At 70.0% G+C, this 24,710-nt stretch carries 18 protein-coding genes; 16 read left to right on the forward strand and 2 right to left on the reverse strand.

Features of this window, described 5'->3' with window-relative positions:
• Positions 1–61: 61 nt before the first annotated feature.
• Positions 62–1,006, reverse strand: a complete 945-nt coding sequence (locus ABZ208_RS24725; RefSeq protein WP_356911651.1) for a hypothetical protein — start codon at positions 1,004–1,006, stop codon at positions 62–64.
• A gap of 165 nt (positions 1,007–1,171) precedes the next feature.
• Entirely contained in the window at positions 1,172–2,128 is a 957-nt protein-coding gene (locus ABZ208_RS24730; RefSeq protein ID WP_356911652.1) for a hypothetical protein, read from the reverse strand.
• 133 nt (positions 2,129–2,261) lie between these two features.
• Between ABZ208_RS24730 and ABZ208_RS24735 the strand changes: the two genes are divergently transcribed.
• The 16 genes from ABZ208_RS24735 (at position 2,262) to rpmA (ending at position 24,691) form a co-directional block, all read left to right on the forward strand.
• A complete protein-coding gene (locus ABZ208_RS24735) occupies positions 2,262–4,883 on the forward strand; it encodes a valine--tRNA ligase (protein WP_356911653.1) in 2,622 nt (873 codons plus the stop codon).
• A gap of 89 nt (positions 4,884–4,972) precedes the next feature.
• On the forward strand, positions 4,973–6,466 hold the full coding sequence (locus ABZ208_RS24740) for a folylpolyglutamate synthase/dihydrofolate synthase family protein (RefSeq protein ID WP_356911654.1): 1,494 nt from the start codon (positions 4,973–4,975) through the stop codon (positions 6,464–6,466).
• A gap of 6 nt (positions 6,467–6,472) precedes the next feature.
• On the forward strand, positions 6,473–6,820 hold the full coding sequence (locus ABZ208_RS24745; RefSeq protein WP_356911655.1) for a DUF4233 domain-containing protein: 348 nt from the start codon (positions 6,473–6,475) through the stop codon (positions 6,818–6,820).
• Between the two features lie 150 nt (positions 6,821–6,970).
• Positions 6,971–7,384, forward strand: a complete 414-nt coding sequence (gene ndk / locus ABZ208_RS24750; protein ID WP_356911656.1) for a nucleoside-diphosphate kinase — start codon at positions 6,971–6,973, stop codon at positions 7,382–7,384.
• Between the two features lie 254 nt (positions 7,385–7,638).
• Complete coding sequence (locus ABZ208_RS24755; protein ID WP_356911721.1) at positions 7,639–8,658, forward strand: rod shape-determining protein; 1,020 nt, start codon at positions 7,639–7,641, stop codon at positions 8,656–8,658.
• 169 nt (positions 8,659–8,827) lie between these two features.
• Positions 8,828–9,853, forward strand: coding sequence for a rod shape-determining protein MreC (gene mreC / locus ABZ208_RS24760; protein ID WP_356911657.1), 1,026 nt, complete (start codon positions 8,828–8,830; stop codon positions 9,851–9,853).
• Positions 9,854–9,866: 13 nt separating this feature from the next.
• Positions 9,867–10,535: a rod shape-determining protein MreD gene (mreD, locus tag ABZ208_RS24765; protein WP_356911658.1), complete on the forward strand. Its 669-nt coding sequence runs from the start codon at positions 9,867–9,869 to the stop codon at positions 10,533–10,535.
• A 16-nt stretch (positions 10,536–10,551) separates the two neighbouring features.
• On the forward strand, positions 10,552–12,717 hold the full coding sequence (gene mrdA / locus ABZ208_RS24770; RefSeq protein ID WP_356911659.1) for a penicillin-binding protein 2: 2,166 nt from the start codon (positions 10,552–10,554) through the stop codon (positions 12,715–12,717).
• Between the two features lie 3 nt (positions 12,718–12,720).
• Positions 12,721–13,923, forward strand: a complete 1,203-nt coding sequence (gene rodA / locus ABZ208_RS24775) for a rod shape-determining protein RodA (protein WP_356911660.1) — start codon at positions 12,721–12,723, stop codon at positions 13,921–13,923.
• 93 nt (positions 13,924–14,016) lie between these two features.
• Positions 14,017–15,624, forward strand: a complete 1,608-nt coding sequence (locus ABZ208_RS24780) for a CYTH and CHAD domain-containing protein (RefSeq protein ID WP_356911661.1) — start codon at positions 14,017–14,019, stop codon at positions 15,622–15,624.
• A 195-nt stretch (positions 15,625–15,819) separates the two neighbouring features.
• Complete coding sequence (locus tag ABZ208_RS24785) at positions 15,820–17,739, forward strand: TIGR03960 family B12-binding radical SAM protein (protein WP_356911662.1); 1,920 nt, start codon at positions 15,820–15,822, stop codon at positions 17,737–17,739.
• Between the two features lie 195 nt (positions 17,740–17,934).
• Complete coding sequence (locus ABZ208_RS24790; protein ID WP_356911722.1) at positions 17,935–19,086, forward strand: hypothetical protein; 1,152 nt, start codon at positions 17,935–17,937, stop codon at positions 19,084–19,086.
• Positions 19,087–19,208: 122 nt separating this feature from the next.
• Positions 19,209–19,988, forward strand: a complete 780-nt coding sequence (locus ABZ208_RS24795; protein ID WP_356911663.1) for a TIGR03936 family radical SAM-associated protein — start codon at positions 19,209–19,211, stop codon at positions 19,986–19,988.
• Between the two features lie 233 nt (positions 19,989–20,221).
• Positions 20,222–23,785 carry an Rne/Rng family ribonuclease gene (locus ABZ208_RS24800; RefSeq protein ID WP_356911664.1) on the forward strand — a complete coding sequence of 1,188 codons (3,564 nt, stop codon included), beginning with the start codon at positions 20,222–20,224 and terminating at the stop codon, positions 23,783–23,785.
• A 316-nt stretch (positions 23,786–24,101) separates the two neighbouring features.
• A complete protein-coding gene (rplU, locus tag ABZ208_RS24805) occupies positions 24,102–24,422 on the forward strand; it encodes a 50S ribosomal protein L21 (protein ID WP_256523109.1) in 321 nt (106 codons plus the stop codon).
• Between the two features lie 14 nt (positions 24,423–24,436).
• Complete coding sequence (gene rpmA, locus ABZ208_RS24810) at positions 24,437–24,691, forward strand: 50S ribosomal protein L27 (protein WP_356911665.1); 255 nt, start codon at positions 24,437–24,439, stop codon at positions 24,689–24,691.
• Positions 24,692–24,710 lie beyond the last annotated feature (19 nt).

The following is a 24,710-nucleotide window of genomic DNA, read 5'->3' on the forward strand; positions in this document are numbered from 1 at the left end:
TGAGGTCCTCGATGCCACCGCACATGAAGAACGCCTGCTCGGGGAACCCCTTTCGTGCTCACTACAGCTTGACGCGGACTTCCTTGCGGAGCTTGGCGGTGATGCTCGCAGCGTCCTCGGGCGACGTGCCCTTGCCCGTCATCAGGCCGGCCATGTCCATCGGCATCACGAAGCCGAGGGTGCTGTGGTCACCCCAGACGCACACCGACACGGTGAACTCCTTCGGCCCTCCGGTGGGGGCCTCGGAGGCGTCGGGCTTCGACTTGATCTGCTGGCACTTCAGGACCGAGCCCTTGGCTTCCGCGGGCGTGTACGCCTTGGGCTCGCCGACGAGTTCGGCTTCGTCGCTCTCGTCCTTCTTGGATTCTGCCTCGATGCTGGCGAACACCGCGTCCACGGTCTTCTCAGGATCCTCGATCTCGCCGTAGGCGCCGCCGAACTGGAGGAACTTCCCGCCCAGCGGGTTGGCCTCGTCCTTGACCTGGTAACTGGCCTCGACCTGCTTGGCGTTCTTGACGCCGCTCTTCTGCGCGTCCTTCAGGAAGTCGTCGTCGCCGGCCGGGGAGGCGCCGCTGCTGCCCTCCGCGTTCTTGTACTCGGTGAGCACGGTCGCCGGCGTGATCAGCTTGTGCGCGCCGTCGTCGGCGACGTCACTGCCACCGCCGCCGGCCGTGAGGAAGTACACGCCACCCGCGATGACCGCGAGCGCCACCACCGCGGAGGCCACGATCAGGCCCGTCTTCTTCTTCGGGGGCGCCGGCGGGGGCGGGACCTGGCCGTAGGGAGCCTGCTGGCCGTACTGGGGCTGCTGGCCGTACGGGCCCGGCTGCTGGGGGTAGCCGTAACCCTGCGGCGGCTGCTGCGGAGGAACGCCCTGCGGAGCCTGCTGCGGATACCCGTAGCCGGGCTGCGGGGCCTGCGGCTGCTGGCCGTAGGGACCCGGCTGGCCGTACGGACCGGGCTGCTGAGGCTGACCGCCGTACGGGCCCGGCTGGTTGTAACTCATTACGGGTTTTCCCCTCGTGATGTCTATGTGTTCCGAACATCCTGGCGCAACTGGCATGAGCATGGGGCGCCGGGGGTCACACCGTTACGCAGTTGCCCCGTTCAGTACGGCCTTGTGACACCGTGAGGGCCCGCTCCGGCGAACGGACCGGCCGCCGTGCCGGCGTCAGAGTTTGACGCGGACGTCGTTGCGCAGCTTGGCGGCGACGCTCGCGGCGTCCTCCGGCGAGCCGGCCGCGCCCCCGATCACCGCGGCCGCGCTGACAGGCAGCACCGCCGCCATCGTGCTGTGGTCGGCCCAGACGCACATCGTCATGGTGAGCTCCTTGGGACCGGAGCTGTTGGAAGAGCCGCTGCCCGGCTTGGTCCTGATCGTCTGGCACTTCAGCACGGCGCCCTTGAGCTCCTCCGGCTCGAACTCCTTCGGATCGCCGACCAGCTCCGTTTCCCCGTCCGTGTCCTTCACGACCTCGGCCCGCATGGAGGCGATGGCGGCATCGACGACCTTCTCCGGGTCATCGATCTCGCCGTAGACGCCGCCGAAACTCACGGCCTTCTGGGACAGCGGGTTCTCCTTGCTCCCCGCCTCATAGCCGGCGGTCACCTCCTCGGGATTCCTGACGCCCCACTTCTCCGCGTCCTCGAAGTCGCCGACCTCCCAGGCGCTGTCACCGCTTTCGCCCTTCTTGTACTCGCCGTTGATGACTGTCGCGGGCGTCGTCAGCTTGTGCGGGCCGTCGTTGGCGACGTCGCTGCCGCCACCGCCGAACAGGAGGTACGCGCCGACGCCCAGTGCTGTGACGACGGCGACCGCGCCGATGATCAAGCCGGTCTTCTTGCCGCCGCTCCGGGTCGGCGGCGCGGGCGGGTAGGCGCCGTACTGGGGCTGCTGACCGTACGGTCCGGGTTGCTGCGGCTGGCCCCACTGGCCGGGCGGCTGCTGCGGCGGCACGCCCTGCGGGGCTTGCTGCGGGTACCCGTATCCGGGCTGGGGACCCTGTGACGGCCGGCCGTAACCGGGATGCGGGGCCTGCGGCGGTTGACCGTACGGGCCAGGCTGCCCGTACGGTCCGGGCTGCTGCGGTTGCTGCCCGCCGTACGGGCCCGGCTGGTTGTAGCTCATGGTGGTTCCCCCTCGTGATGTTTACGTGTCCCCGACATCCTGGCCCAGCCCAGGGCCCGCAGGGCGGTGGGGTCACACCGGTGCGCGGGATTCCCGTTTCAGTACGGCCCTGGGACACCTCTAAACTGACCCCGTGACCGAGAACACTCAGCAGCAGACCGCCAGCAACCCCGAACTGCCGACCCAGTACGCGCCGGCCGAGGTAGAGGGGAAGCTGTACGAGCGCTGGGTAGAGCGCGGGTACTTCGAGGCGGACGCGAAGAGCGAGAAGCCGCCGTACACCATCGTCATCCCGCCGCCGAACGTCACGGGCAGCCTGCACCTGGGCCACGCCTTCGAGCACACACTGATCGACGCCCTCACCCGCCGCAAGCGCATGCAGGGCTACGAGACGCTGTGGCAGCCGGGCATGGACCACGCAGGTATCGCGACTCAGAACGTCGTCGAGCGCGAGCTCGGTAAGGAGGGCAAGTCCCGCCACGATCTGGGGCGTGAGGCTTTCGTCGACCGTGTCTGGCGGTGGAAGGCCGAGTCAGGCGGGCAGATCTCCGGTCAGATGCGCCGCCTCGGTGACGGTGTCGCCTGGTCGCGTGAGCGCTTCACCATGGACGAAGGGCTGTCCAAGGCGGTCCAGACGATCTTCAAGAAGCTGTACGACGACGAGCTGATCTACCGCGCCGAGCGCATCATCAACTGGTGCCCCCGGTGTCTGACGGCCATCTCGGACATCGAGGTCGAGTACCAGGACGACGACGGCGAGCTCGTCTCCATGAAGTACGGCGACGGCGACGACACCATCGTCGTCGCCACAACGCGCGCCGAGACCATGCTCGGTGACACCGCGGTCGCCGTCCACCCGGACGACGAGCGCTACGCCCACCTGGTCGGCAAGCGGATCAGCCTGCCGCTCACCGACCGCACGATCCCGGTCGTCGCCGACACGCACGTCGACCCGGAGTTCGGCACGGGTGCCGTCAAGGTGACGCCCGCGCACGACCCGAACGACTTCGAAATCGGCCAGCGTCACAACTTGCCGGCCATCGCCATCATGGACGAGCACGCGATCATCACCGCGCACGGACCGTTCCAGGGCCTGGACCGACTGGAGGCGCGCAGCGCCATCGTCGGCGCGCTGCGTGCCGAGGGCCGGATCGTCGCGGAGAAGCGTCCGTACGTCCACTCCGTCGGGCACTGCTCCCGCTGCAAGACCACCATCGAGCCGCGTCTGTCGATGCAGTGGTGGGTCAAGGTCGGCCCGCTCGCGAAGGCCGCCGGTGACGCCGTCCGCGACGGACGGGTCAAGATCCACCCGCAGGAGATGGAGAAGCGGTACTTCGACTGGGTCGACAACCTCCATGACTGGTGCATCTCGCGCCAGCTGTGGTGGGGCCACCGCATCCCTGTCTGGTACGGCCCCAACGGCGAGATCGTCTGCGTCGGACCGGACGACGAGGCACCCACCGGCGAGGGCTGGACCCAGGAGACCGATGTCCTGGACACCTGGTTCTCCTCCGGCCTGTGGCCTTTCTCGACGCTGGGCTGGCCCGAGCAGACCGAGAGTCTCGCGAAGTTCTACCCGAACTCGGTCCTGGTCACGGGCTACGACATCCTCTTCTTCTGGGTCGCCCGGATGATGATGTTCGGCCTGTACGCGATGGACGGCACCCCGCCGTTCCACACCATCGCCCTGCACGGCATGGTCCGCGACCAGTTCGGCAAGAAGATGTCGAAGTCCTTCGGCAACGCGGTCAACCCGTTGGACTGGATGGATAAGTACGGCTCCGACGCCCTGCGCTTCACGCTGGCCCGCGGTGCCAACCCGGGTGTCGATGTCCCGATCGGCGAGGACTGGGTCCAGGGCTCCCGCAACTTCGCCAACAAGATCTGGAACGCCACCCGCTTCGCCCTGATGAACGGCGCGACGGTCGACGGTGAACTGCCGCCCGTCGAGCAGCTGTCGGCGACGGACCGCTGGATCCTGTCCCGGCTGAACAAGACGGTCGCCGAGGTCGACGCGAACTACGAGGACTACCAGTTCGCGAAGCTGTCCGAGGCTCTCTTCCACTTCGCGTGGGACGAGGTCTTCGACTGGTACGTCGAACTGTCGAAGACCACGTTCTTCGAGGGCGGCGAGCAGGCACGGGTCTCCGGCCGGGTCCTCGGTGAGGTCCTGGACGTGATGCTCCGGCTGCTCCACCCCGTCGTCCCGTTCGTCACCGACACCCTGTGGACGACCCTGACCGGCGGCGAGTCCCTCGTCATCGCCGACTGGCCGAGCGACAGCGGGTTCCGCGACGAGGCCGCAGAGCAGGAGATCGCCCTCGTCCAGCGGGTGGTCACCGAGGTCCGCCGGTTCCGTTCCGACCAGGGGCTGCAGCCGGGCCAGAAGGTCCCGGCCCGCCTCACCCTGGACGGCACCGCGCTCGCGCCGCACGAGGCCGCGATCCGGCAGCTGCTTCGGCTGCAGCCGGAGGGTGAGGGCTTCAGCGCGACGGCGACTCTCCCGGTCGCCGGTGCCACCGTCGCTCTGGACCTGTCCGGCACGATCGACGTCGAGGCCGAGCGCAAGCGCCTCACGAAGGATCTGGCCACCGCCGAGAAGGAGCGGGCGCAGGCGACCGGCAAGCTCGGCAACGAGGCGTTCCTCGCCAAGGCCCCGGACAACGTGGTCGACAAGATCCGTACCCGGCTCGCCAAGGCCGACGAGGACATCGCGCGGATCACCCAGCAGCTCGAGGCCCTGCCCAAGGGCTGACGGCAGCGCACGCCGTACGAGTGAGGCCCCGGGGACGTCCCCCGGGGCCTCGCCCGTCCCTGTCGGTGCTCGTCCGTAGACTGGACCCCGTGAGTGAGCAGCAGCCCGACGCCTTCGACGAGATCGTCGACGCCCAGACAGACCGCGACCCAGACCTGGCGGTGATCGAGGCCGGCAGCCGCACCCTGCGTACGCAGGCCGGGGTGCCGCAGAGCGACGCCGTGCCCGCGCGGCCCGCCGACCCGGAGGTGGACAAGGCGCTGCGCGAGGTGGAGAGGGACCTGGCGACGCGCTGGGGCGAGACCAAGCTGGAGCCCTCGGTCAGCCGGATCACGGCCCTGATGGACGTGCTGGGCGAACCCCAGCGCGCGTACCCCTCGATCCACATCACGGGGACGAACGGCAAGACGTCCACGGCCCGCATGATCGAGGCCCTGCTCGGCGCGTTCGAGCTGCGCACCGGCCGGTACACCTCGCCGCACGTCCAGTCGATCACCGAGCGGATCAGCCTCGACGGTGCCCCGATCGAGGCGGAGCGCTTCGTCGAGACGTACAACGACATCAAGCCGTACGTGGAGATGGTCGACGCCTCGCAGGAGTTCCGGCTGTCGTTCTTCGAGGTGCTCACCGGTATGGCGTACGCCGCCTTCGCCGACGCCCCGGTGGACGCCGCCGTGGTCGAGGTCGGCATGGGCGGCAGCTGGGACGCGACGAACGTGATCGACGCGACGGTTGCCGTCGTCACCCCCATCGACCTGGACCACACCGACCGCCTCGGCTCCACGCCCGCCGAGATCGCCGCCGAGAAGGCGGGGGTCATCAAGGAGGGCGCAACGGTCATCCTGGCGCAGCAGCCGGTGGACGCCGCTCAGGTGATGCTGAAGAAGGCCGTCGAGGTCGACGCCACGGTCGCGCGCGAGGGCATGGAATTCGGCGTGGTCTCCCGCGAAGTGGCGGTCGGCGGCCAGCTGCTGACGCTGCGCGGACTCGGCGGCGAGTACGGCCAGATCTTCCTCCCGCTGTACGGCGCCCACCAGGCGCACAACGCGGCCGTGGCGCTGGCGGCGGTCGAGGCGTTCTTCGGCGTCGGTGCCGAGCAGGCCCGTGTGCTGGACGTGGACACCATCCGCAAGGCGTTCGCCTCGGTGGCCTCGCCCGGCCGCCTGGAGGTCGTGCGGCGCAGCCCCACGGTCGTCCTGGACGCCGCGCACAACCCCGCGGGCGCAAGGGCGTCGGCGGACGGCATCACGGAGTCGTTCGGCTTCTCCCGGCTGATCGGCGTGGTCGGAACCAGCGCCGACAAGGACGTCCGCGGGCTGCTCGAGGCGTTCGAGCCGATCTTCGCGGAGATCGTCGTCACGCAGAACTCCACCCCGCGCGCGATGGACGCGGACGAGCTGGCCGCGCTCGCCGTGGAGGTCTTCGGCGATGAGCGGGTGGTCGTGGAGCCGCGGCTCGACGACGCCTTGGAGGCGGCGATCACGCTCGCCGAGGAGGAGTCGGAGTTCGCGGGCGCCGGAGTCCTGGTGACCGGTTCGGTGATCACGGTCGGCGAGGCCCGGCTGCTGCTCGGGAGGGGCTGAGGCCTTATGCGTACGCTCTGTGCATCCACCTTGATCGGTGAATTCTTCGTGGTGGCCTTCGCGGGTCTGGTCGCGATGAAGTCGGATGACGTCTCGATGACGGCGGTCTGGACGGTCTGCGGCGTCGCGATGCTGTTCTCGCTGCTGCTGTGCGGGATGATCACCCGTCGGGGCGGGATACCGCTCGGCTGGGCGCTGCAGATCGCGCTGATCGCCAGCGGCTTCGTGGTGCCGGCGATGTTCTTCCTCGGCGTGCTGTTCGCGGCGCTCTGGTGGGCTTCGGTGCACTACGGCCGCAGGATCGACGAGGCCAAGGCCAGGTGGGCTGCGCAGAGCGAGGCGCAGGCGCAGTAGCAGAGGTGCCTGTGCCGGCTGCTCCGTTCGTTGCACCCGGGCGGTGCCCCTGCGCGCGCGGGGATCGACGGTCCGGGTGCCGCCCGTCGCCACGCACCGGGTAGCCTCGGGCCAACCGCACACATCTTGGCCTGCAAGGAGCCGCACACCATGACTCAGCGCACCCTCGTCCTTCTCAAGCCGGACGCCGTCCGACGCGGACTCGTGGGCGAGGTCATCGGCCGCATCGAGCGGAAGGCCGGCTGGCAGATCACCGCGCTGGAGCTGCGACAGCTCGACCGCGCCACCCTGGAGCAGCACTACGCCGAGCACGTCGGCCGGCCGTTCTACGAGCCGCTCGTCGAGTTCATGCTGTCCGGCCCGGTCGTCGCGCTCGTCGTCGACGGTGAGCGGGTCATCGAGGGCGTCCGCCAGCTGGCGGGGCCGACCGACCCGATCGCCGCAGCCCCCGGGTCCATTCGTGGGGACTTCGGCACCATCGTCCGGGAGAACCTGATCCACGCCTCGGACTCCGAGGAGTCCGCCATTCGGGAACTCAAGATTTTCTTTCCCGGCCTTTCCTGATAGTTCGTCAGTCGTTCAGGGATGATGACCTGGGGCGACCGAAGGAATTTCGGTCGCCCTTCGGTATAGGAGTCGTCAATGCGGGAACGCATCGCTCCGACACCTCGTCACCATTACTGAGGTGGACCACCGCTGCGCGTTCGTGCAGGCAGCACTACGATGGAAGCCTCCACGCAGCAGCACCCACCTCGCCGTCCTAAAAAGCCATCAATGCTCGATTTGGGAAGGCCAGACGCATCCTCATGGGGAACAACATGTCGTTCATCGGCCGTGACATGGCTGTCGACCTCGGGACCGCCAACACGCTGGTGTACGTCAGAGGCCGGGGGATCGTTCTCAACGAGCCGTCCGTCGTCGCGATCAACACCAACACGGGCGGCATTCTCGCGGTCGGCGCAGAGGCGAAGAAGATGATCGGCCGGACGCCGGGCAACATCGTTGCCGTCCGGCCGCTGAAGGACGGCGTCATCGCCGACTTCGAGATCACCGAGCGGATGCTCCGCTATTTCATCCTGAAGATCCACAAGCGTCGCTATCTCGCCCGTCCGCGTGTCGTCGTCTGTGTGCCCTCCGGTATCACGGGCGTTGAGCGCCGCGCGGTCATCGAGGCGTCGACGCAGGCGGGTGCCCGGCAGGTGCACATCATCGAGGAGCCCATGGCCGCGGCCATCGGCTCCGGGCTTCCCGTCCACGAGGCGACCGGCAACATGGTCGTCGACATCGGTGGCGGCACGACCGAGGTCGCCGTGATCTCCCTCGGCGGAATCGTCACGGCGCAGTCGATCCGGGTCGCCGGCGACGAGCTGGACAACGCGATCATTCAGCACATCAAGAAGGAGTACTCACTCCTGCTCGGTGAGCGGACCGCCGAGAGCATCAAGATCACCATCGGCTCGGCCTTCGAGATGGACAAGGAAGAGCACACCGAGATCCGCGGCCGTGACCTCGTCTCAGGTCTGCCCAAGACCGTGGTCATCTCCGCCTCCGAGGTCCGCAAGGCCATCGAGGAACCGGTCAACGCCATCGTCGACGCCGTCAAGACCACGCTCGACAAGTGCCCGCCGGAGCTGTCCGGCGACGTCATGGACCGCGGCATCGTCCTGACCGGCGGCGGCGCGCTGCTGCGCGGTCTGGACGAGCGGCTTCGGTACGAGACCGGTATGCCGATCCATATCGCCGAGGACCCGCTGGACTCGGTGGCGCTCGGATCGGGCAAATGCGTCGAGGAGTTCGAGGCGCTGCAGCAGGTGCTGGACGCCCAGCCCCGCCGCTAGTGGACACCGTTCACGAAGCCCAGGTGCGGAACCTGATGACGCCGCGAACCCTCCCCCCACGCCCCGGCGGGTGTGGGGGGACCCCCATACGGGCGCGCTGCCAACCCGTACGGCGGTTCGTTGACATAGAGACACCCATATTCCGACGAGGAAGGCACGGCCGCCGCACGTGAGGGACACACGAGAGAGCCGGCTGCTCCTGGTGCTGCTGATCGCCATCGCGTTCGCACTGATCACGGTGGACATCCGAGGCGGCGAGGAGTCACCGGTCGACGGCGCCCGGCAGGCCGCCGCCACGGTCTTCGGCCCGGTCGAGAACGGCGTCGCAGCGGCCGTCGACCCGATCGGCAACGCCATCGGAGCCGTACGCGACTCGGGCGAGCGCCACGATCGCATCAGCGTCCTGGAGCGGGAGAACGCCGAACTCAAGGCACGGCTCGGCAGCGACGACCGCAACCGCAGCCGGGCCCGCGAACTCGACGGGATACTCAAGACGGCGGCAGCGGGCCAGTACGGCATCAAGGGCGCCGAAGTCATCGCCATAGGAGCCGCCCAGGGCTTCTCCTGGACGGTGACCATCGACATCGGCTCCAACGACGGCATCGCCCGGGACATGACCGTCCTCAACGGCGACGGTCTCGTCGGACGGGTCACCACCGTCGGCCCCGACACGGCGACCGTCCTGCTCGCCATCGACCCGGACTTCACCGTCGGGACCCGGATGGAGAAGACCAACGAACTGGGCTTCGCCACCGGTCAGGGCGACCGGCCGCTCTCCGTCCAGCTGCTCAACGGCAAGGCCAAGGTGAAGAAGGGCGACCGGCTGGTCACCTTCGGCTCGCAGGCCGACCGTCCCTTCGTGCCCGGTGTCCCCGTCGGTGAGATCGTCCGCGTCGAACCTCTGGGCGGCGACCTCACCCGCAACGTCTATGTCCGCCCGTACGTCGGCTTCAGCAAGCTCGACATCGTCGGTGTGGTCGTCAAGGCGCCCCGCAGCGACCCGCGCGACACGGTGCTGCCTCCCAAGCCCGCCAAGCCGAAGCCCACACCCACCGTCACCGTGACGGTCACACCGGGCCAGACTCCGCCCGAGAACGGGGAACAGGAGCGGGCTCAGGACGACGGTCCCTCCCCCGGCAGCAGCCAGTCCCCCGGAAACGGGGACACCGACCCGGCCGTCCAGAACGACGAGTAGGAGCCGATCCGTCATGCGCTTCAACCGGATGCTGCTCTCCACGACCCTCGTCGTGGTCGCCCTCGTCGTCCAGGTCTGCGTCCTCGCCCGCCTTCAGCTCCCCGGCGCCGTGCCCGACCTGATGCTCCTCGTCGTGCTCGCACTCGCCATGGTGTACGGCCACGTGGCGGGCGCGTTCATCGGCTTCGGCGCGGGCCTGCTCGCCGACCTCGCCCCGCCCGCGGACCACGCTGCCGGCCGCTATGCCCTCGTGCTGTGCGTCATCGGCTATCTCGCCGGTCTCGCGCGGCCCGACACCGGCCAGTTCAAGTCCGCCGCAGGCCCGATGGCCGTGGTCGTCGCGGCCGCCATCGGCTCCACCCTGCTGTATGCGGGCGTCGGCGCCCTCGTCGGCGACACCGCCGCCCGTCATGTGGGGCTGGGCAGCCTGCTGTTCACCGCCGCCGTCTACGACCTGCTCCTCGCACCCTTCACCGTCCCGCTGATCATGGCCCTCGCCAGACGCGGCGAGAACGACCCGCTCGCCGACAGCCAGAGCTCGTCGGGCACCGATGTGTCCTCCGGCTGGCTCTCCTCAGGCACCGGGCTGCGCATCGGCAGCCAGCGCAGCGGACTGCGGGTCAAGGCGGCCAGGACACGTGCGGCACGCGCCGGACGCATCAAGGGAGTCAAGCGACTGTGACCGAGGGGGCAGCAGCGTGAGCAACATTCCGGAGACCGGGCGGACCCCCCGGGTCCAGATCCGGCTCGTCATCATCCAGGTCCTCGTCGTCTCCCTGCTGCTCACACTCGGCGGCCGCCTCTGGTACCTCCAGATCCGCAACGGCGACGAATACACCAACGAGGCGAAGAACAACCACGTCCAGCAGGTCGTCCAGCCCGCCGTACGCGGCTCGATCCTCGACGCCCGCGGCGTACCGCTGGCCGACAACGAGACCCGGCTGGTCGTTTCCGCCTCCCGCACCGAACTGCTGAAGATGAAGGACGACGGCAAGGGCGTTCTCACCCGGCTCGCCGGTGTCCTGGGCATGAAGCCCAAGGACGTCAGGGACAAGGTCCGGCTGTGCGACTCGCAGACCCCGCAGCCCTGCTGGAACGGCTCGCCGTACCAGCCGATCCCCGTCACCGACGAGGCCACCACCCAGCAGGCCCTGCAGATCCGCGAGCGCGCCGAGGACTTCCCCGGGATCACCGCGGAGCCCACCGCGGTACGCCGTTACGCCGCGCCCGGCAAGGCCAACACCGCCCAGGTGCTCGGCTATCTCTCGCCCGTCACCGACGAGGAGATCGAGAAGGCCAAGGACACCGACTCGCCGTTCCTGCGCTCCGACCAGGTCGGCCGCTCCGGAATCGAGCGCACGTACGACAAGGCGCTGCGCGGCAAGGCCGGCGTCACCCGCTACGAGGTCGACAACCTCGGCCGGGTCATCGGCGAGGCCGAGCGCGACGAGGCCCGGGCCGGCGCCAACCTCGTCACCTCCATCGACGCCCGCGTCCAGGCCGTGGCCGAGTACGAGCTCCATGACGCGATGAAGGAAGCCCGCAAGGGCTTCGACAGGAACACCGACGAGAACTACAAGGCCGACGCCGGTGCCGTCGTGGTGATGGAGAACAAGACCGGCCGCATCATCTCGATGGCCTCCCAGCCCACGTACGACCCCAACGCCTGGGTCGGCGGCATCTCCGCCAAGGACTACGCCAGGCTCACCGGCAAGAAGTCCAACTTCCCGCTGCTCAACCGTGCCATCCAGGGGCAGGCCGCCCCCGGCTCCATCTTCAAGGTGATCTCGTCCACCGCCGCGGTCAACGCCGGGTACGAGTTCGACGGCAACTACCCCTGCCCCAGCTCCTACTCGGTCGGCGGCCAGGTCTTCAAGAACTTCGAGTCCAAGGGCTACGGCAGCATCAGCCTCGGCCGCGCCCTGGAGGTCTCCTGCGACACCGTCTACTACGGGCTCGCCCACCGCGAGTGGCTGAAGGACGGGGGCATGAAGCCCAAGAAGAAGACGGACGACTGGTTCTACAGGACCGCCCACCAGTTCGGCCTCGGCAAGGAGACCGGCATCGACCTCCCCAACGAGGTCACCGGCCGGGTCCCCGACCGCCAGTGGAAGCAGCGCTTCTGGGAGGCCAACAAGGTCGGCTGGTGCAAGCAGGGCAAGAAGAACGGCACGTACGTCGAGCGGATCGCCTACGAGGGCTGCCTCGAGGGCAACCTCATGCGCGCCGGTGACTCGGTCAACTACTCCATCGGACAGGGCGACACGCTCGTCACCCCCATCCAGATGGCGACCATCTACGCGGCCATCGCCAACGGCGGCACGCTGTACGACCCCACCGTCGGCAAGGCGATCATCAGCGCCGACGGGAAGACGGTCGAGCCGATCAAGCCCAAGGCGCACGGCAAGCTGCCGATGGACCGCAAGACCCGCAACCAGATCGACAAGGCCCTCGCGGGAGTCACCACCGTCGGATCGGCCGCCTGGCGCTTCGGCGGGTGGCCGCAGGACAAGATCCCGATGCACGCCAAGACCGGCACGGCCGAGGTCTACGGCAAGCAGACGACCTCCTGGTTCGTCTCGTACACCCGTGACTACACGATCATCATGACGATCGCCCAGGGTGGTACGGGATCCGGCGCCTCGGGCCCCGCGGTCCGCAAGATCTACGAAGCGATGTACGGCCTCGACGAGGAAGGCAACCAGGACCTGAAGAAGGCCCTGCTGCCGAAGCCCCAGCAGGGCCTGCCGAAGATCGGCACGGACGGCACGATCGACTCCCCGAGCATCAGGCCGTACCGGCCCAAGAAGCCGAAACCGGCCGACGAACAAGTGCTCGCGGTCGCGCCCGCGCGAAGGGACTGAGGCATGGCCGGCGCCAATGGATTTTCCGTCTCCGGGTACGGCCCCGAGCGAGGGGGACTGTGGGCCCAGCTCACGGCCCGCGACTCGGTGGTGCGCAAGCTGGACTGGCCGATGCTGTTCTCCGCACTCGCGCTGTCCTTCATCGGCACGCTGCTGGTGTGGTCCGCGACCCGTGGCCGCACCGAGCTCAACCAGGGAGACCCGTACTACTTCCTGTTCCGGCACGTCCTGAACACCGGCATCGGCCTCGCCCTGATGGTCGGAACGATCTGGCTCGGTCACCGCACCCTGCGCGGCGCCGTCCCGGTGCTGTACGGGCTGTCCGTCGTCCTCGTCCTGCTGGTGCTCACCCCGCTGGGCGCCACCATCAACGGCGCGCACGCCTGGATCCAGGTCGGCGGCGGCTTCTCCCTCCAGCCCTCGGAGTTCGTGAAGATCACGATCATCCTGGGCATGGCGATGATGCTGGCCGCCCGGGTCGACGCCGGCGACCTGGCCCACCCGGACCACCACACGGTCGCCAAGTCGCTCGGCCTCGCCGTCGTGCCGATGGCCATCGTGATGCTGATGCCCGACCTCGGCTCGGTGATGGTCATGGCGGTGATCGTGCTCGGCGTACTGCTCGCCTCCGGCGCCTCCAACCGCTGGATCCTCGGTCTGCTGACCGCCGGAGCCACCGGAGCGGTCCTGGTCACCATGCTCGGGCTGCTCGACGAGTATCAGATCAACCGTTTCGCGGCCTTCGCCAACCCCGAGCTCGACCCGGCCGGCGTCGGCTACAACACCAACCAGGCACGGATCGCGATCGGCTCGGGCGGGCTGTACGGCGCCGGGCTGTTCAACGGCCACCAGACCTCCGGGCAGTTCGTGCCCGAGCAGCAGACCGACTTCATCTTCACCGTCGCCGGCGAGGAGCTCGGCTTCCTGGGCGCCGGACTGATCCTGGCGCTGCTGGGCGTCGTCCTGTGGCGTGCCTGCCGCATCGCACGCGAGACGACCGAGCTGTACGGCACGATCGTGGCCGCCGGGATCATTGCCTGGTTCGCCTTCCAGTCCTTCGAGAACATCGGCATGACGCTCGGCATCATGCCGGTGGCCGGACTGCCGCTGCCCTTCGTGTCGTACGGCGGCACCTCCATGTTCGCGGTGTGGATCGCGATCGGGCTGCTTCAGTCGATCAAGGTGCAGCGGCCCATAAGCGCATAGCCCCGTGCCGGGTCCGCCGCCCGACGGGCTGTTGTGGCGGCGGACCCGGGTGTGGGGCTGCCGTGGAGCCGCCGGTCCGACTAGATTCAATTCATGGCGGACACGAAGCGCGAGATCGAGCGGAAGTACGAGGCCACTCCCGGTACCCGGCTGCCGGACCTGGCCAAGGTGCCCGGCGTCTCGGACGTCGTCGGCAGAGGGGTGGTGGAGCTCGATGCCGTCTACTACGACACCGCGGACCTGCGCCTCGCCGCCGACGGGATCACCCTGCGGCGCCGCGTCGGCGGCGCCGACGAGGGATGGCACCTGAAGTTCCCCGTCGCCACCGGCATCCGCGACGAGATCCGTGCTCCGCTCGAGGACACGCTCCCGAGGGCGCTGGCCGGGCTGATCCGCTCCCGTACCCGCGACGCCGCCGTCACCCCCGTTGTACGGCTGAGGTCCTCACGGGACGTCAGCCATCTGGTCGACGAGCCCGGCGGGCCCCTCGCCGAGGTCAGCGTCGACACCGTCAGTGCCGAACGCCTCACGGACGGCGGTGGCACGGCGTCCTGGACCGAGATCGAGGTCGAGCTCGCCGACGACGGCGACCCCGCACTGCTCGACGCGGTCGACAAGCGCCTGCGCAAAGCGGGCGTGGAACCGTCGGCATCGGCGTCCAAGCTGGCCCGGGCCCTGGCGGAAACGGAACCTGGCGCCCCGGAGCCCGCTGCCGCAGCCGATGCGGTTGCGGCGCCGGACGACACGGCGGGAAAGGCCCCGAAAGCGGCCGAGGCGGCCAAGGCCGTCAGGGACCGCGGGGCGCGGCTGAAGGAGAAGCACGCCGGGGAGTACGTCCTCGCCTATCTGCGCGAACAGCGGGACGCGATCGTGGCGCTCGACCCCGCCGTACGGCGCGATCTACCCGACGCGGTCCACCAGATGCGCGTCGCCACCCGCCGGATGCGCAGTGCCTTCAAGACATTCAGGAAGATCATCGACCGGGACGTGACCGACCCGTTCGGGGACGAGCTCAAATGGCTCGCCGGAGAGCTCGGCGTCGCGCGCGACCAGGAGGTGCTGGCCGAGCGGCTGCGGGCCCGGATCGACGCGGTGCCGAAGGAGCTGCGGCTCGGCCCGGTCAGGGGAAGGCTGCGGATCTGGGCGAACGCGCACCGGGCGGGCGCCCGCCGCAGCTCGATCGCCGTACTCGACAGCAAGCGCTACCTCGAACTGCTGGACGCGCTCGACACCCTGCTCGACGACCCACCGCTCCTCAAGGACGCCCGCAGCGCGCCCCGCGACGCGCTGCCCGAGGCCGTCATCAGGGACTACAAGCGGCTGGCCGGCCGGGTGGAGCACGCCCTCGACCTCCCTGCCGGTCATGACCGCGATCTCGCCCTGCACGACGCCCGCAAGGCCGCCAAACGCGCCCGGTACGCCGGAGAGGCCACCGCCCCGGCCCTCGGCAAGCCCGCCAGGAAGTTCGCCAAACGGATGAAGGCGGTGCAGACCCTGCTCGGCGACCACCAGGACAGCGTCGTCGCCCGCGACACCCTGCGGGACCTCGCCGTCCAGGCCCACGCGGCCGGGGAGTCCGCGTTCACCTGGGGACTCGCCTTCGGCCATGAACAGGCCCTGGCGGCGCAGCGGGAGCGGGAGCTGCCCGCGGTGTGGGAGAAAGCGTCGCGGCCCGGGCTCCGAGTGAGGCTCGCGGCGTGACCGAGCGGGCGGACGATCGTTTTGTCGGTGCACGGCTTACCCGCGGACGTGGGGAAGATCCCGTCCTGACCGTCCGGTGTGCTCCCACGGTCGACTGCTCCTCGTCGCTGCGAGGGTGTTGCGATCACCGCGCCGGGGCCACTCTCGATCGGGTTACGCTTGAGAGTCGCCCCCGCCAGCTCACGAAGGTTCGAGATGTCCGAGTCGGTCTTCCCACAGCTCGAAGCTCTGCTCCCGCATGTGCAGAAGCCCATCCAGTACGTCGGTGGTGAGCTCAACTCCACGGTCAAGCCGTGGGACTCCTGTGACGTGCGCTGGGCGCTCATGTACCCGGACGCGTACGAGGTCGGGCTGCCCAACCAGGGCGTCATGATCCTCTACGAGGTACTGAACGAGCGCGAAGGCGTCCTCGCCGAGCGTACGTACAGCGTGTGGCCCGACCTCGAAGAGCTCATGCGCGAGCACAACGTGCCGCAGTTCACCGTGGACTCGCACCGCCCGGTGAAGGCCTTCGACGTCTTCGGCCTGAGCTTCTCCACCGAGCTCGGCTACACCAACATGCTCACGGCTCTCGACCTCGCGGGCATCCCGCTGAGCGCCGCCGACCGCACCGTCGACGACCCGATCGTCCTCGCCGGCGGCCACGCGGCCTTCAACCCCGAGCCGATCGCGGAGTTCATCGACTGCGCGGTCATCGGTGACGGCGAGCAGGCCGTGCTCGACATGACCGGGATCATCCGGGCGTGGAAGGCCGAGGGCCGCCCCGGCGGGCGCGAGGAGGTCCTCTTCCGCCTCGCCAGGACCGGCAACGTCTACGTCCCCGGCTTCTACGACGTCGAGTACCTGCCCGACGGCCGTATCGGCCGCGTCGTACCGAACAGGTCCGGCGTGCCGTGGCGGGTGTCCAAGCACACCGTCATGGACCTCGACGAGTGGCCCTACCCCAAGCAGCCGCTCGTCCCGCTCGCCGAGACCGTGCACGAGCGGATGTCCGTCGAGATCTTCCGCGGCTGCACCCGCGGTTGCCGCTTCTGCCAGGCCGGCATGATCACGCGCCCCGTGCGGGAGCGAAGCATCACCGGCATCGGCGAGATGGTCGACAAGGGCCTCAAGGCGACCGGCTTCGAGGAGGTCGGCCTGCTCTCGCTGTCCTCCGCCGACCACAGCGAGATCGGCGACATCGCCAAGGGCCTGGCGGACCGGTACACGGAGGACAAGATCGGTCTGTCCCTCCCGTCCACCCGCGTCGACGCCTTCAACGTCGACCTGGCCAACGAGCTGACCCGCAACGGCCGCCGCTCCGGCCTCACCTTCGCCCCCGAGGGCGGCTCCGAGCGCCTGCGCAAGGTCATCAACAAGATGGTCTCGGAGGAGGACCTGATCCGGACCGTCGCGACCGCCTACGGCAACGGCTGGCGCCAGGTGAAGCTGTACTTCATGTGCGGTCTGCCGACGGAGACCGACGACGACGTGCTGCAGATCGCCGACATGGCGACGCACGTGATCCAGAAGGGCCGTGAGGTCTCCGGCTCGAACGACATCCGCTGCACCGTCTCGATCGGCGGCTTCGTGCCCAAGCCGCACACCCCGTTCCAGTGGGCCCCGCAGCTGAGTGCCGAGGAGACCGACGCGCGGCTGGAGAAGCTGCGTGACAAGATCCGCGGTGACAAGAAGTACGGCCGCTCGATCGGCTTTCGCTACCACGACGGCAAGCCCGGCATCGTCGAGGGCCTGCTTTCCCGCGGCGACCGCCGCATCGGCGCCGTCATCCGCGCCGTCTACGAGGCCGGCGGGCGCTTCGACGGCTGGCGCGAGCACTTCTCGTACGACCGCTGGATGGAGTGCGCGGCCAAGACGCTGCCCGAGTTCGGCGTCGACGTCGACTGGTACACCACGCGTGAGCGCACGTACGAGGAGGTCCTGCCCTGGGACCACCTGGACTCCGGTCTGGACAAGGACTGGCTCTGGGAGGACTGGCAGGACGCGCTGGACGAGACCGAGGTCGAGGACTGCCGCTGGACCCCGTGCTTCGACTGCGGTGTCTGTCCTCAGATGGACACGCAGATCCAGATCGGCCCGACCGGCAAGAAGCTGCTGCCGCTGACCGTCAAATGACGTAGCGCGCCGCTGCCGCCGCCGGACAGGCAGAGAAATCGGGGAGAGCCCGGCCACAGGTGAAAGCCCGTGGCCGGGCTCTTTCGCGCCGGGTTCGCGCAGGTGACCGAGGCCGCCGGGGGTGTTCCGGAGGCCGAGCGGGACGGAAAGCGCAGGTGGCGCATCCAGACGGGGCTCTCACGCGTCCTGTCTGGCATGGAGCTCGAGAAGTCGCCGCAGACACCCCCGCCTACGCACTACGAAGGCGGCGAGGGCTGTCTCACCACGGCCGTCAGGATTCCGGTGCGGATCGTGGTGCTGCTGGTGGTCCTTCCCGTCCGCATGGTGTGGGATCTGCTGGTCGTCTGCGCCCGGGCGATCGACCGGACGCTGCTGCGACCGCTCGGCCGGGCCCTGGCGTGGCTCGGGCGGACCTTCGTGGTCGTCCCGGTGACCTGGCTGTTCGAGAAGGTGCTGACCCCCATCGCCCTGGGTGCCTTCTGGCTGGCCCGATTCGTCGCCAAGGCGCTGTTCTACTGGCCGTGGGTCGCACTGTGGCGGTATGTCCTCGCGCCCGTGGGGACCTACGGACTGATCGTGCCGGCGTTGTGGATCCACCGGCAGCTGCTGACCCCGCTGGGCCACGGCATCGCCTGGATCCACCGCACCCTCCTGACCCCGGCCGGTCACGGCATCCTCGCCGCTCTGGCCTGGGTGGCCAAGGCGCTGTTCTACTGGCCGTGGCTGGCGCTGTGGCAGTACGTCGTCGTGCCTGTGGTGATGTACGGACTGGTGGTGCCGGTGCTGTGGATCCACCGGCAGCTGCTGACCCCGCTGGGTCACGGCATCGCCTTCGTCTGCCGCGGGCTGTGGGCGGCCACGGTGTGGCTGGTCAAGACCCTGCTCGTGGCCCCGGTCGTCTGGGTGTACCGGCGCGTCCTCGCCCCCGTGGGCCGCGAGATCGTGGCGGCGGCCGAGGTCGCCTGGCGCGTCGCCGGATACATCTCGCGTGCCGTCGGCCGTGCGCTGAAGTGGCTCGCCTGGAATCTGGCGGGCCGCCCGGTGAGGTGGTTCTACCGCAGCGTGTGCACCCCGGTCGGACACTTCGTGCGCGACGCCGTGTGGAGGCCGGCGAAAAAGGTCGCCGTCGAGGCGGGCCGCCAGGCACGTGCCGCGCTGGCCTCGGCCCGCGACACCGTACGGCAGGCACGCCGCGACGCCTGGCGCGCGCTGGTCGGCGGTCCCCGGCAGCCCGAGTCCGTGACCGCCGCCCCGCGGCAGGCGCGTAACCTGGGTGGTACGCAACACCCACAGACCGTTCCCGGCGCGGCGGCCGGCCCCGAGATCTCCCTGCACAAGCAGGGGTGAGCCGGACGGCCCCGAGGGAACCCCGCACGTTGAGGGCGGGCGCGTCGCCCGCGTCCGCTCCGCACCGAGGAGAAGAACCACTGGGCAAGCGACAGCCCGAAGGCCCGCCGCCCGCACCTGCGGTGCAGCGCATCCGACTGCGCTACACCAAGCGCGGCCGCCTCCGGTTCACCAGTCATCGTGACTTCCAGCGCGCCTTCGAGCGTGCGCTGAGGCGTGCCGAGGTGCCCATGGCGTACTCGGCGGGCTTCACTCCGCACCCGAAGGTGTCGTACGCCAATGCCGCACCCACCGGCACGGGCAGCGAGGCCGAATATCTGGAGATCGCCCTCACCGAGCACCGCGACCCCGACAAGCTGCGCGAGCTGCTCGACGAGTCGCTTCCGGACGGCCTCGACATCACCGACGCCGTCGAGGCCCGTACCTCGGGTCTCGCCGACCGGCTCACTGCCTCCGTGTGGGAGCTGCGGCTCGACGGGGTGGAGGCGGGGGACGCCGAAGCGGCCGTCTCTGCCTTCCTCGCCGCCGAGACCGTCGAGGTCAAGCGCAAGACGAAGAACGGCATCCGGACCTTCGACGCCCGAGGCGCCGTGGCGGGCCTGCAGGCGGGTCGTCCACAGTCCGATAGGCCGGAACAGGGGCCCTGTGCGATACTGCGCCTGGTTGTGCGGCACGTGACACCTGCCGTGCGACCCGACGACGTCCTGTCCGGTCTCCGAGCTGTGGCCGACCTGGCGCCGCCGGTCCCCGCAGCGGTGACCAGGCTGGCGCAGGGGCTCTTCGACGAGGAGTCCGGCACGGTGACCGACCCGCTCGCGCCCGACCGCGAGGCAGTCCTGGCCGCTCCATCCATGGCCGCCGGGACGGCCCCTGCGACGGCGCCGGAAGGTCCCGCCGCGTAAGGACGGTCGTCGGAGCGCAGCCCGTGCACTCGGGAGCCACCTGGGGCGGGTCGCGCTGAGACACAGAAGACTTTCGCCAGGCCGTGCGTACATCGCGTACGGAACCGGCGAGCCAGACATCAGCTCCCGTGCGGCGCCCGCGCCCCGGACGGCGGCACCGCGGACATCACGCGGGCCGCAGCCGGACCGGATTCAGGCGCGGCGCCCGGGAGCGCGACGGGAGAACCGCCCGCATGCTCGAGCCGAACGGACCCGGCACCGCCGGGGACACCAACGAAGAACACAACAACAACAGCCCCAGCGACACGCTGCCGCCGCGCCGTAGGCGCCGCGCCGCGTCGCGCCCCGCGGGACCGCCGACCGGTGCCGTGGAGGCAGCGGACGCCGATGTCGCGGCCGAGGCCGCAGAGCCGGAGCCGGTGACAGCCGAGGCAGGCGAGTCCGTGGTGGGGGCTGCCGCTGAGGAGGAGGCGCCTGCGCCGCGTGCGCGTCGTCGTGCCACTCGCAAGGCGACGGCGCCTGCCGGTGCGCCTCAGGCCGCGGAGGTCGAGGCCGGCGAGACTGTGGCCGCCCAGCCGGAGGTTGTGGAGGCTGCCGCTGAGGAGGAGGCGCCTGCGCCGCGTGCGCGTCGTCGTGCCACTCGCAAGGCCACCGCGCCCGCCGGTGCGCCCCAGGCCGCCCCGTCCGACGAGGACGAGAGCGCCACCGAGGCGGGCGAGTCGCTGCCCGAGAGCGCGGTCGCCCAGATCGCCGCCGAGCCCGAGGGCGCCACCGCCGAGAAGGCCGCCGGCCGGGGCCGTACCCGCCGCCGTGCCGCGTCCGCCGAGTTCACCGCCGGGCGGCAGGAGACGCAGGCCCGTGCCGAGCAGGCCGAGCCGCCCGCGCGTGGCCGCCGCGCCGCACGGCCGGCCGTGCCCACCTTCCAGGCCCCCGTCTTCACCGAGCCCATGTTCCAGACCCCGGAGACGGCCGCGGCCGCGGCTGCTGCCGCGCAGCGCCCTGAGCCGGAGATCGACGAGGACGAGCACGAGGCCGTCGCCGAGGCGCCCGCCGAGCCGGCCGGCCGCCGTCGCAGGCGCCGCCGTGGCGAGCCGGCCGAGGCCGTCGAGGCGCAGCCCGTGGCCGCCGAGGAGGAGGCCGCGGAAGAGGCCGAGCCCGAGCAGGCCGAGGGTGCCGAGGGCGAGGCGGAGGAGTACGAGGACCGGCCGTCGCGCCGTCGCCGCCGGGGTGGCCGTCGCCGTCGCCGCGGAGAGGCCGCCGACACCGACGAGTCCGCAGAGGAAGCCGAGGACGAGGGCGAGGACGAGGGCGAGGAGGAAGGCGAGGACGAGGCCGGAACCGAGACCCCCGCGGCTGCCGGTACGAGCAGCAGCCGTCGTCGCCGTCGCCGTCGCCGTCGCAGCGGTGACACCACCGATGTCGTGGGCGAGGACGAGCCGGAGCGCACGGTCGTCAAGGTCCGTGAGCCGCGCGCGCCGCGCAAGAGCGACGAGCCGTCCGACGAGGTGCAGTCCATCAAGGGCTCGACCCGTCTGGAGGCGAAGAAGCAGCGCCGCCGCGAGGGCCGCGAGCAGGGCCGCCGCCGGGTGCCGATCATCACCGAGGCGGAGTTCCTGGCGCGCCGCGAGGCCGTCGAGCGGGTGATGGTCGTCCGCCAGCACGGCGAGCGCACCCAGATCGGTGTCCTCGAGGACGACGTGCTCGTCGAGCACTATGTCAACAAGGAGCAGGCCACCTCGTACGTCGGCAACGTCTACCTGGGCAAGGTGCAGAACGTCCTGCCGTCCATGGAGGCCGCCTTCGTCGACATCGGCAAGGGCCGCAACGCGGTGCTGTACGCCGGTGAGGTCAACTTCGAGGCGCTGGGCATGGCCAACGGCCCGCGTCGTATCGAGGCCGCCCTCAAGTCCGGCCAGTCGGTCCTCGTCCAGGTGACCAAGGACCCGATCGGCCACAAGGGCGCCCGGCTGACCAGCCAGGTGTCGCTGCCCGGCCGCTACTTGGTCTACGTGCCCGAGGGCTCTATGACCGGTATCAGCCGCAAGCTGCCCGACACGGAGCGCGCGCGGCTGAAGACCATCCTCAAGAAGATCGTCCCCGAGGACGCGGGCGTCATCGTGCGCACCGCCGCCGAAGGTGCGAGCGAGGACGAGCTGCGCCGTGACGTGGAGCGGCTGCAGGCGCAGTGGGAAGAGATCCAGAAGAAGTCGAAGATGCAGTCGACGAGCTCGCCGAGCCTGCTCTACGGCGAGCCGGACATGACCGTCCGAGTCGTCCGGGACATCTTCAACGAGGACTTCACCAAGGTCGTCGTCAGCGGTGACGAGGCGTGGGAGACCATCCACGGCTATGTCTCGCACGTTGCGCCCGACCTGGCCGACCGCCTGGAGCGGTGGACCAGCGAGGTCGACGTCTTCGCGGTCAACCGGATCGACGAGCAGCTGATGAAGGCGCTGGACCGCAAGGTCTGGCTGCCGAGCGGCGGTTCGCTGGTGATCGACAAGACCGAAGCCATGGTCGTGATCGACGTCAACACCGGCAAGTTCACCGGCCAGGGCGGCAACCTCGAGGAGACCGTCACCAGGAACAACCTGGAGGCGGCCGAGGAGATCGTGCGCCAGCTGCGGCTGCGTGACCTGGGCGGCATCGTCGTCGTCGACTTCATCGACATGGTGCTGGAGTCCAACCGGGACCTGGTCATGCGCCGGCTGCTGGAGTGCCTGGGCCGGGACCGTACGAAGCACCAGGTGGCCGAGGTGACCTCGCTGGGTCTGATCCAGATGACCCGTAAGCGGGTCGGTCAGGGCCTGCTGGAGTCGTTCTCCGAGACCTGCGTCCACTGCAACGGCCGCGGTGTGATCGTGCACATGGAGCAGCCGAGCGCCGTCGGTGGCGGTGGCAAGCGCTCCAAGAAGCGCGGACGCGGCGGTGCGGCCGGTGCTGAGCACGTCCACGAGTACGAGGTCGCGGCCGAGGAGACCGAGGCAGAGGTCGTGGCGGAGGCCGCCGCGCCCGTCGCGCTCCCCGAGCCCGCGTTCGCCCCGGACGAGGAGCTGTACAGCAGCGCCGCCGAGGCCGAGGCCGCTGCGACCCGGGGCCGCGGCCGTCGCCGTGCCACCCGCAAGGTGTCGGCCCCGGCCGGTGCGCCGCAGGTGACCGAGGTCGTCGAGCCGGTCGCGGAGCCGGTCACCGAGGCACCTGCCGAGCCCGAGCCCGAGCGCGCGGTCGTGTCCGAGGCCCCGGCTGAGGCCGAGCCCGCCCAGGAGGCGGCCCCCACGGGCCGTACCCGCCGGCGGGCCACCCGCAGGGCGTCGGCTCCGGCCGGCTCCCCGGCGTCGTCCGAGCCGGTGCCGGCGGAGACGACGATCAAGGCTCCCGAGCCCGAGGCACTGCCCGAGCCCGAAGTGGTGGAGGCGGCTGCCGCCCTCGCCGCGCAGGAGGCTCCGGTCGTGGCCCCGCCGCGCGCGCGCCGCCGGGTGACCCGTAAGGTCACCGCCCCCGCGGGCTCGCCCTCGGGTGCCGAGGACGCCGCTGTCGTCGTGGTCGCGCCGGCCGGGACCAAGGCGGAGGAGCACGCGGCCGAGCAGGTCACGGGCGACGAGGCCGAGGCCGGCGCTCCGGCCAAGAAGGCGGCCCGCAAGACCGCCAAGAAGGCCACCGCGAAGAAGGCAGCGGTCAAGAAGACGGCTGCCAAGAAGACGACGACGGCGAAGAAGACGGCCGCGAAGAAGGTCGCGAAGAAGACCGTGGCCGCCGAGCAGACGTCGCTTCCGGAAGTCTCCGCGGACGCCTCGTAGGCACGACGCTCAACGGCTTGTGGGCCCTTCCCGTCAGGGAGGGGCCCACGGCCGTTCTCCGGCCCCCCCAGTGCCCGCGGACGTGCAGGGGAGGTCCGCGGACACCATGGAGGCGACGGCCCCGGGAGGACCCGGTTTGACCCCCGGGACGGCGGTCCGTAACCTAGTCCCTCGGCGTGTTTCCTTATGCGCCCACCCCTGAGCAACTCCCTCCCGGTCCGCCGGGAGAGGCCGCTCGTCCATTCGGATCATCCGGGCCCGGCCCGTGTGAGCGGCTGGCATCAGGGGATTCGTTCCGAGCGAGAGAGAGATCCGCGTGTACGCCATCGTGCGCAGCGGTGGTCGCCAGCACAAGGTTGCTGTCGGCGACATCGTTGAGGTTGACAAGATTTCCACTGCCCAGGTTGGCGACACGGTCGAGCTCTCGACCCTGCTCGTTGTCGACGGCGACGCCGTGACCAGCGACCCGTGGGTGCTGGCCGGTATCAAGGTCACGGCCGAGGTCGTGGACCACCACAAGGGCGCGAAGATCGACATCCTTCGCTACAAGAACAAGACCGGCTACCGCCGTCGCCAGGGTCACCGCCAGCAGTACACGGCGATCAAGGTCACCGGCATCCCCACGGCTGCGAAGTAAGGGACTGAGGAGAGATGGCACACAAGAAGGGCGCATCGTCCACCCGGAACGGTCGCGACTCCAACGCTCAGCGGCTCGGCGTGAAGCGCTTCGGCGGTCAGGTCGTGAACGCCGGTGAGATCCTGGTCCGCCAGCGTGGCACCCACTTCCACCCGGGCGCGGGCGTCGGTCGCGGCAGCGACGACACGCTGTTCGCCCTGCAGGCCGGTGCGGTCGAGTTCGGCACCCACCGTGGCCGCAAGGTCGTGAACATCGTTCCGGTCGCCTGATCGGTTCACTTCGAGGGGC

The organism is Streptomyces sp. NPDC006208, assembly GCF_040613775.1.
Classification (GTDB): Bacteria; Actinomycetota; Actinomycetes; order Streptomycetales; family Streptomycetaceae; genus Streptomyces.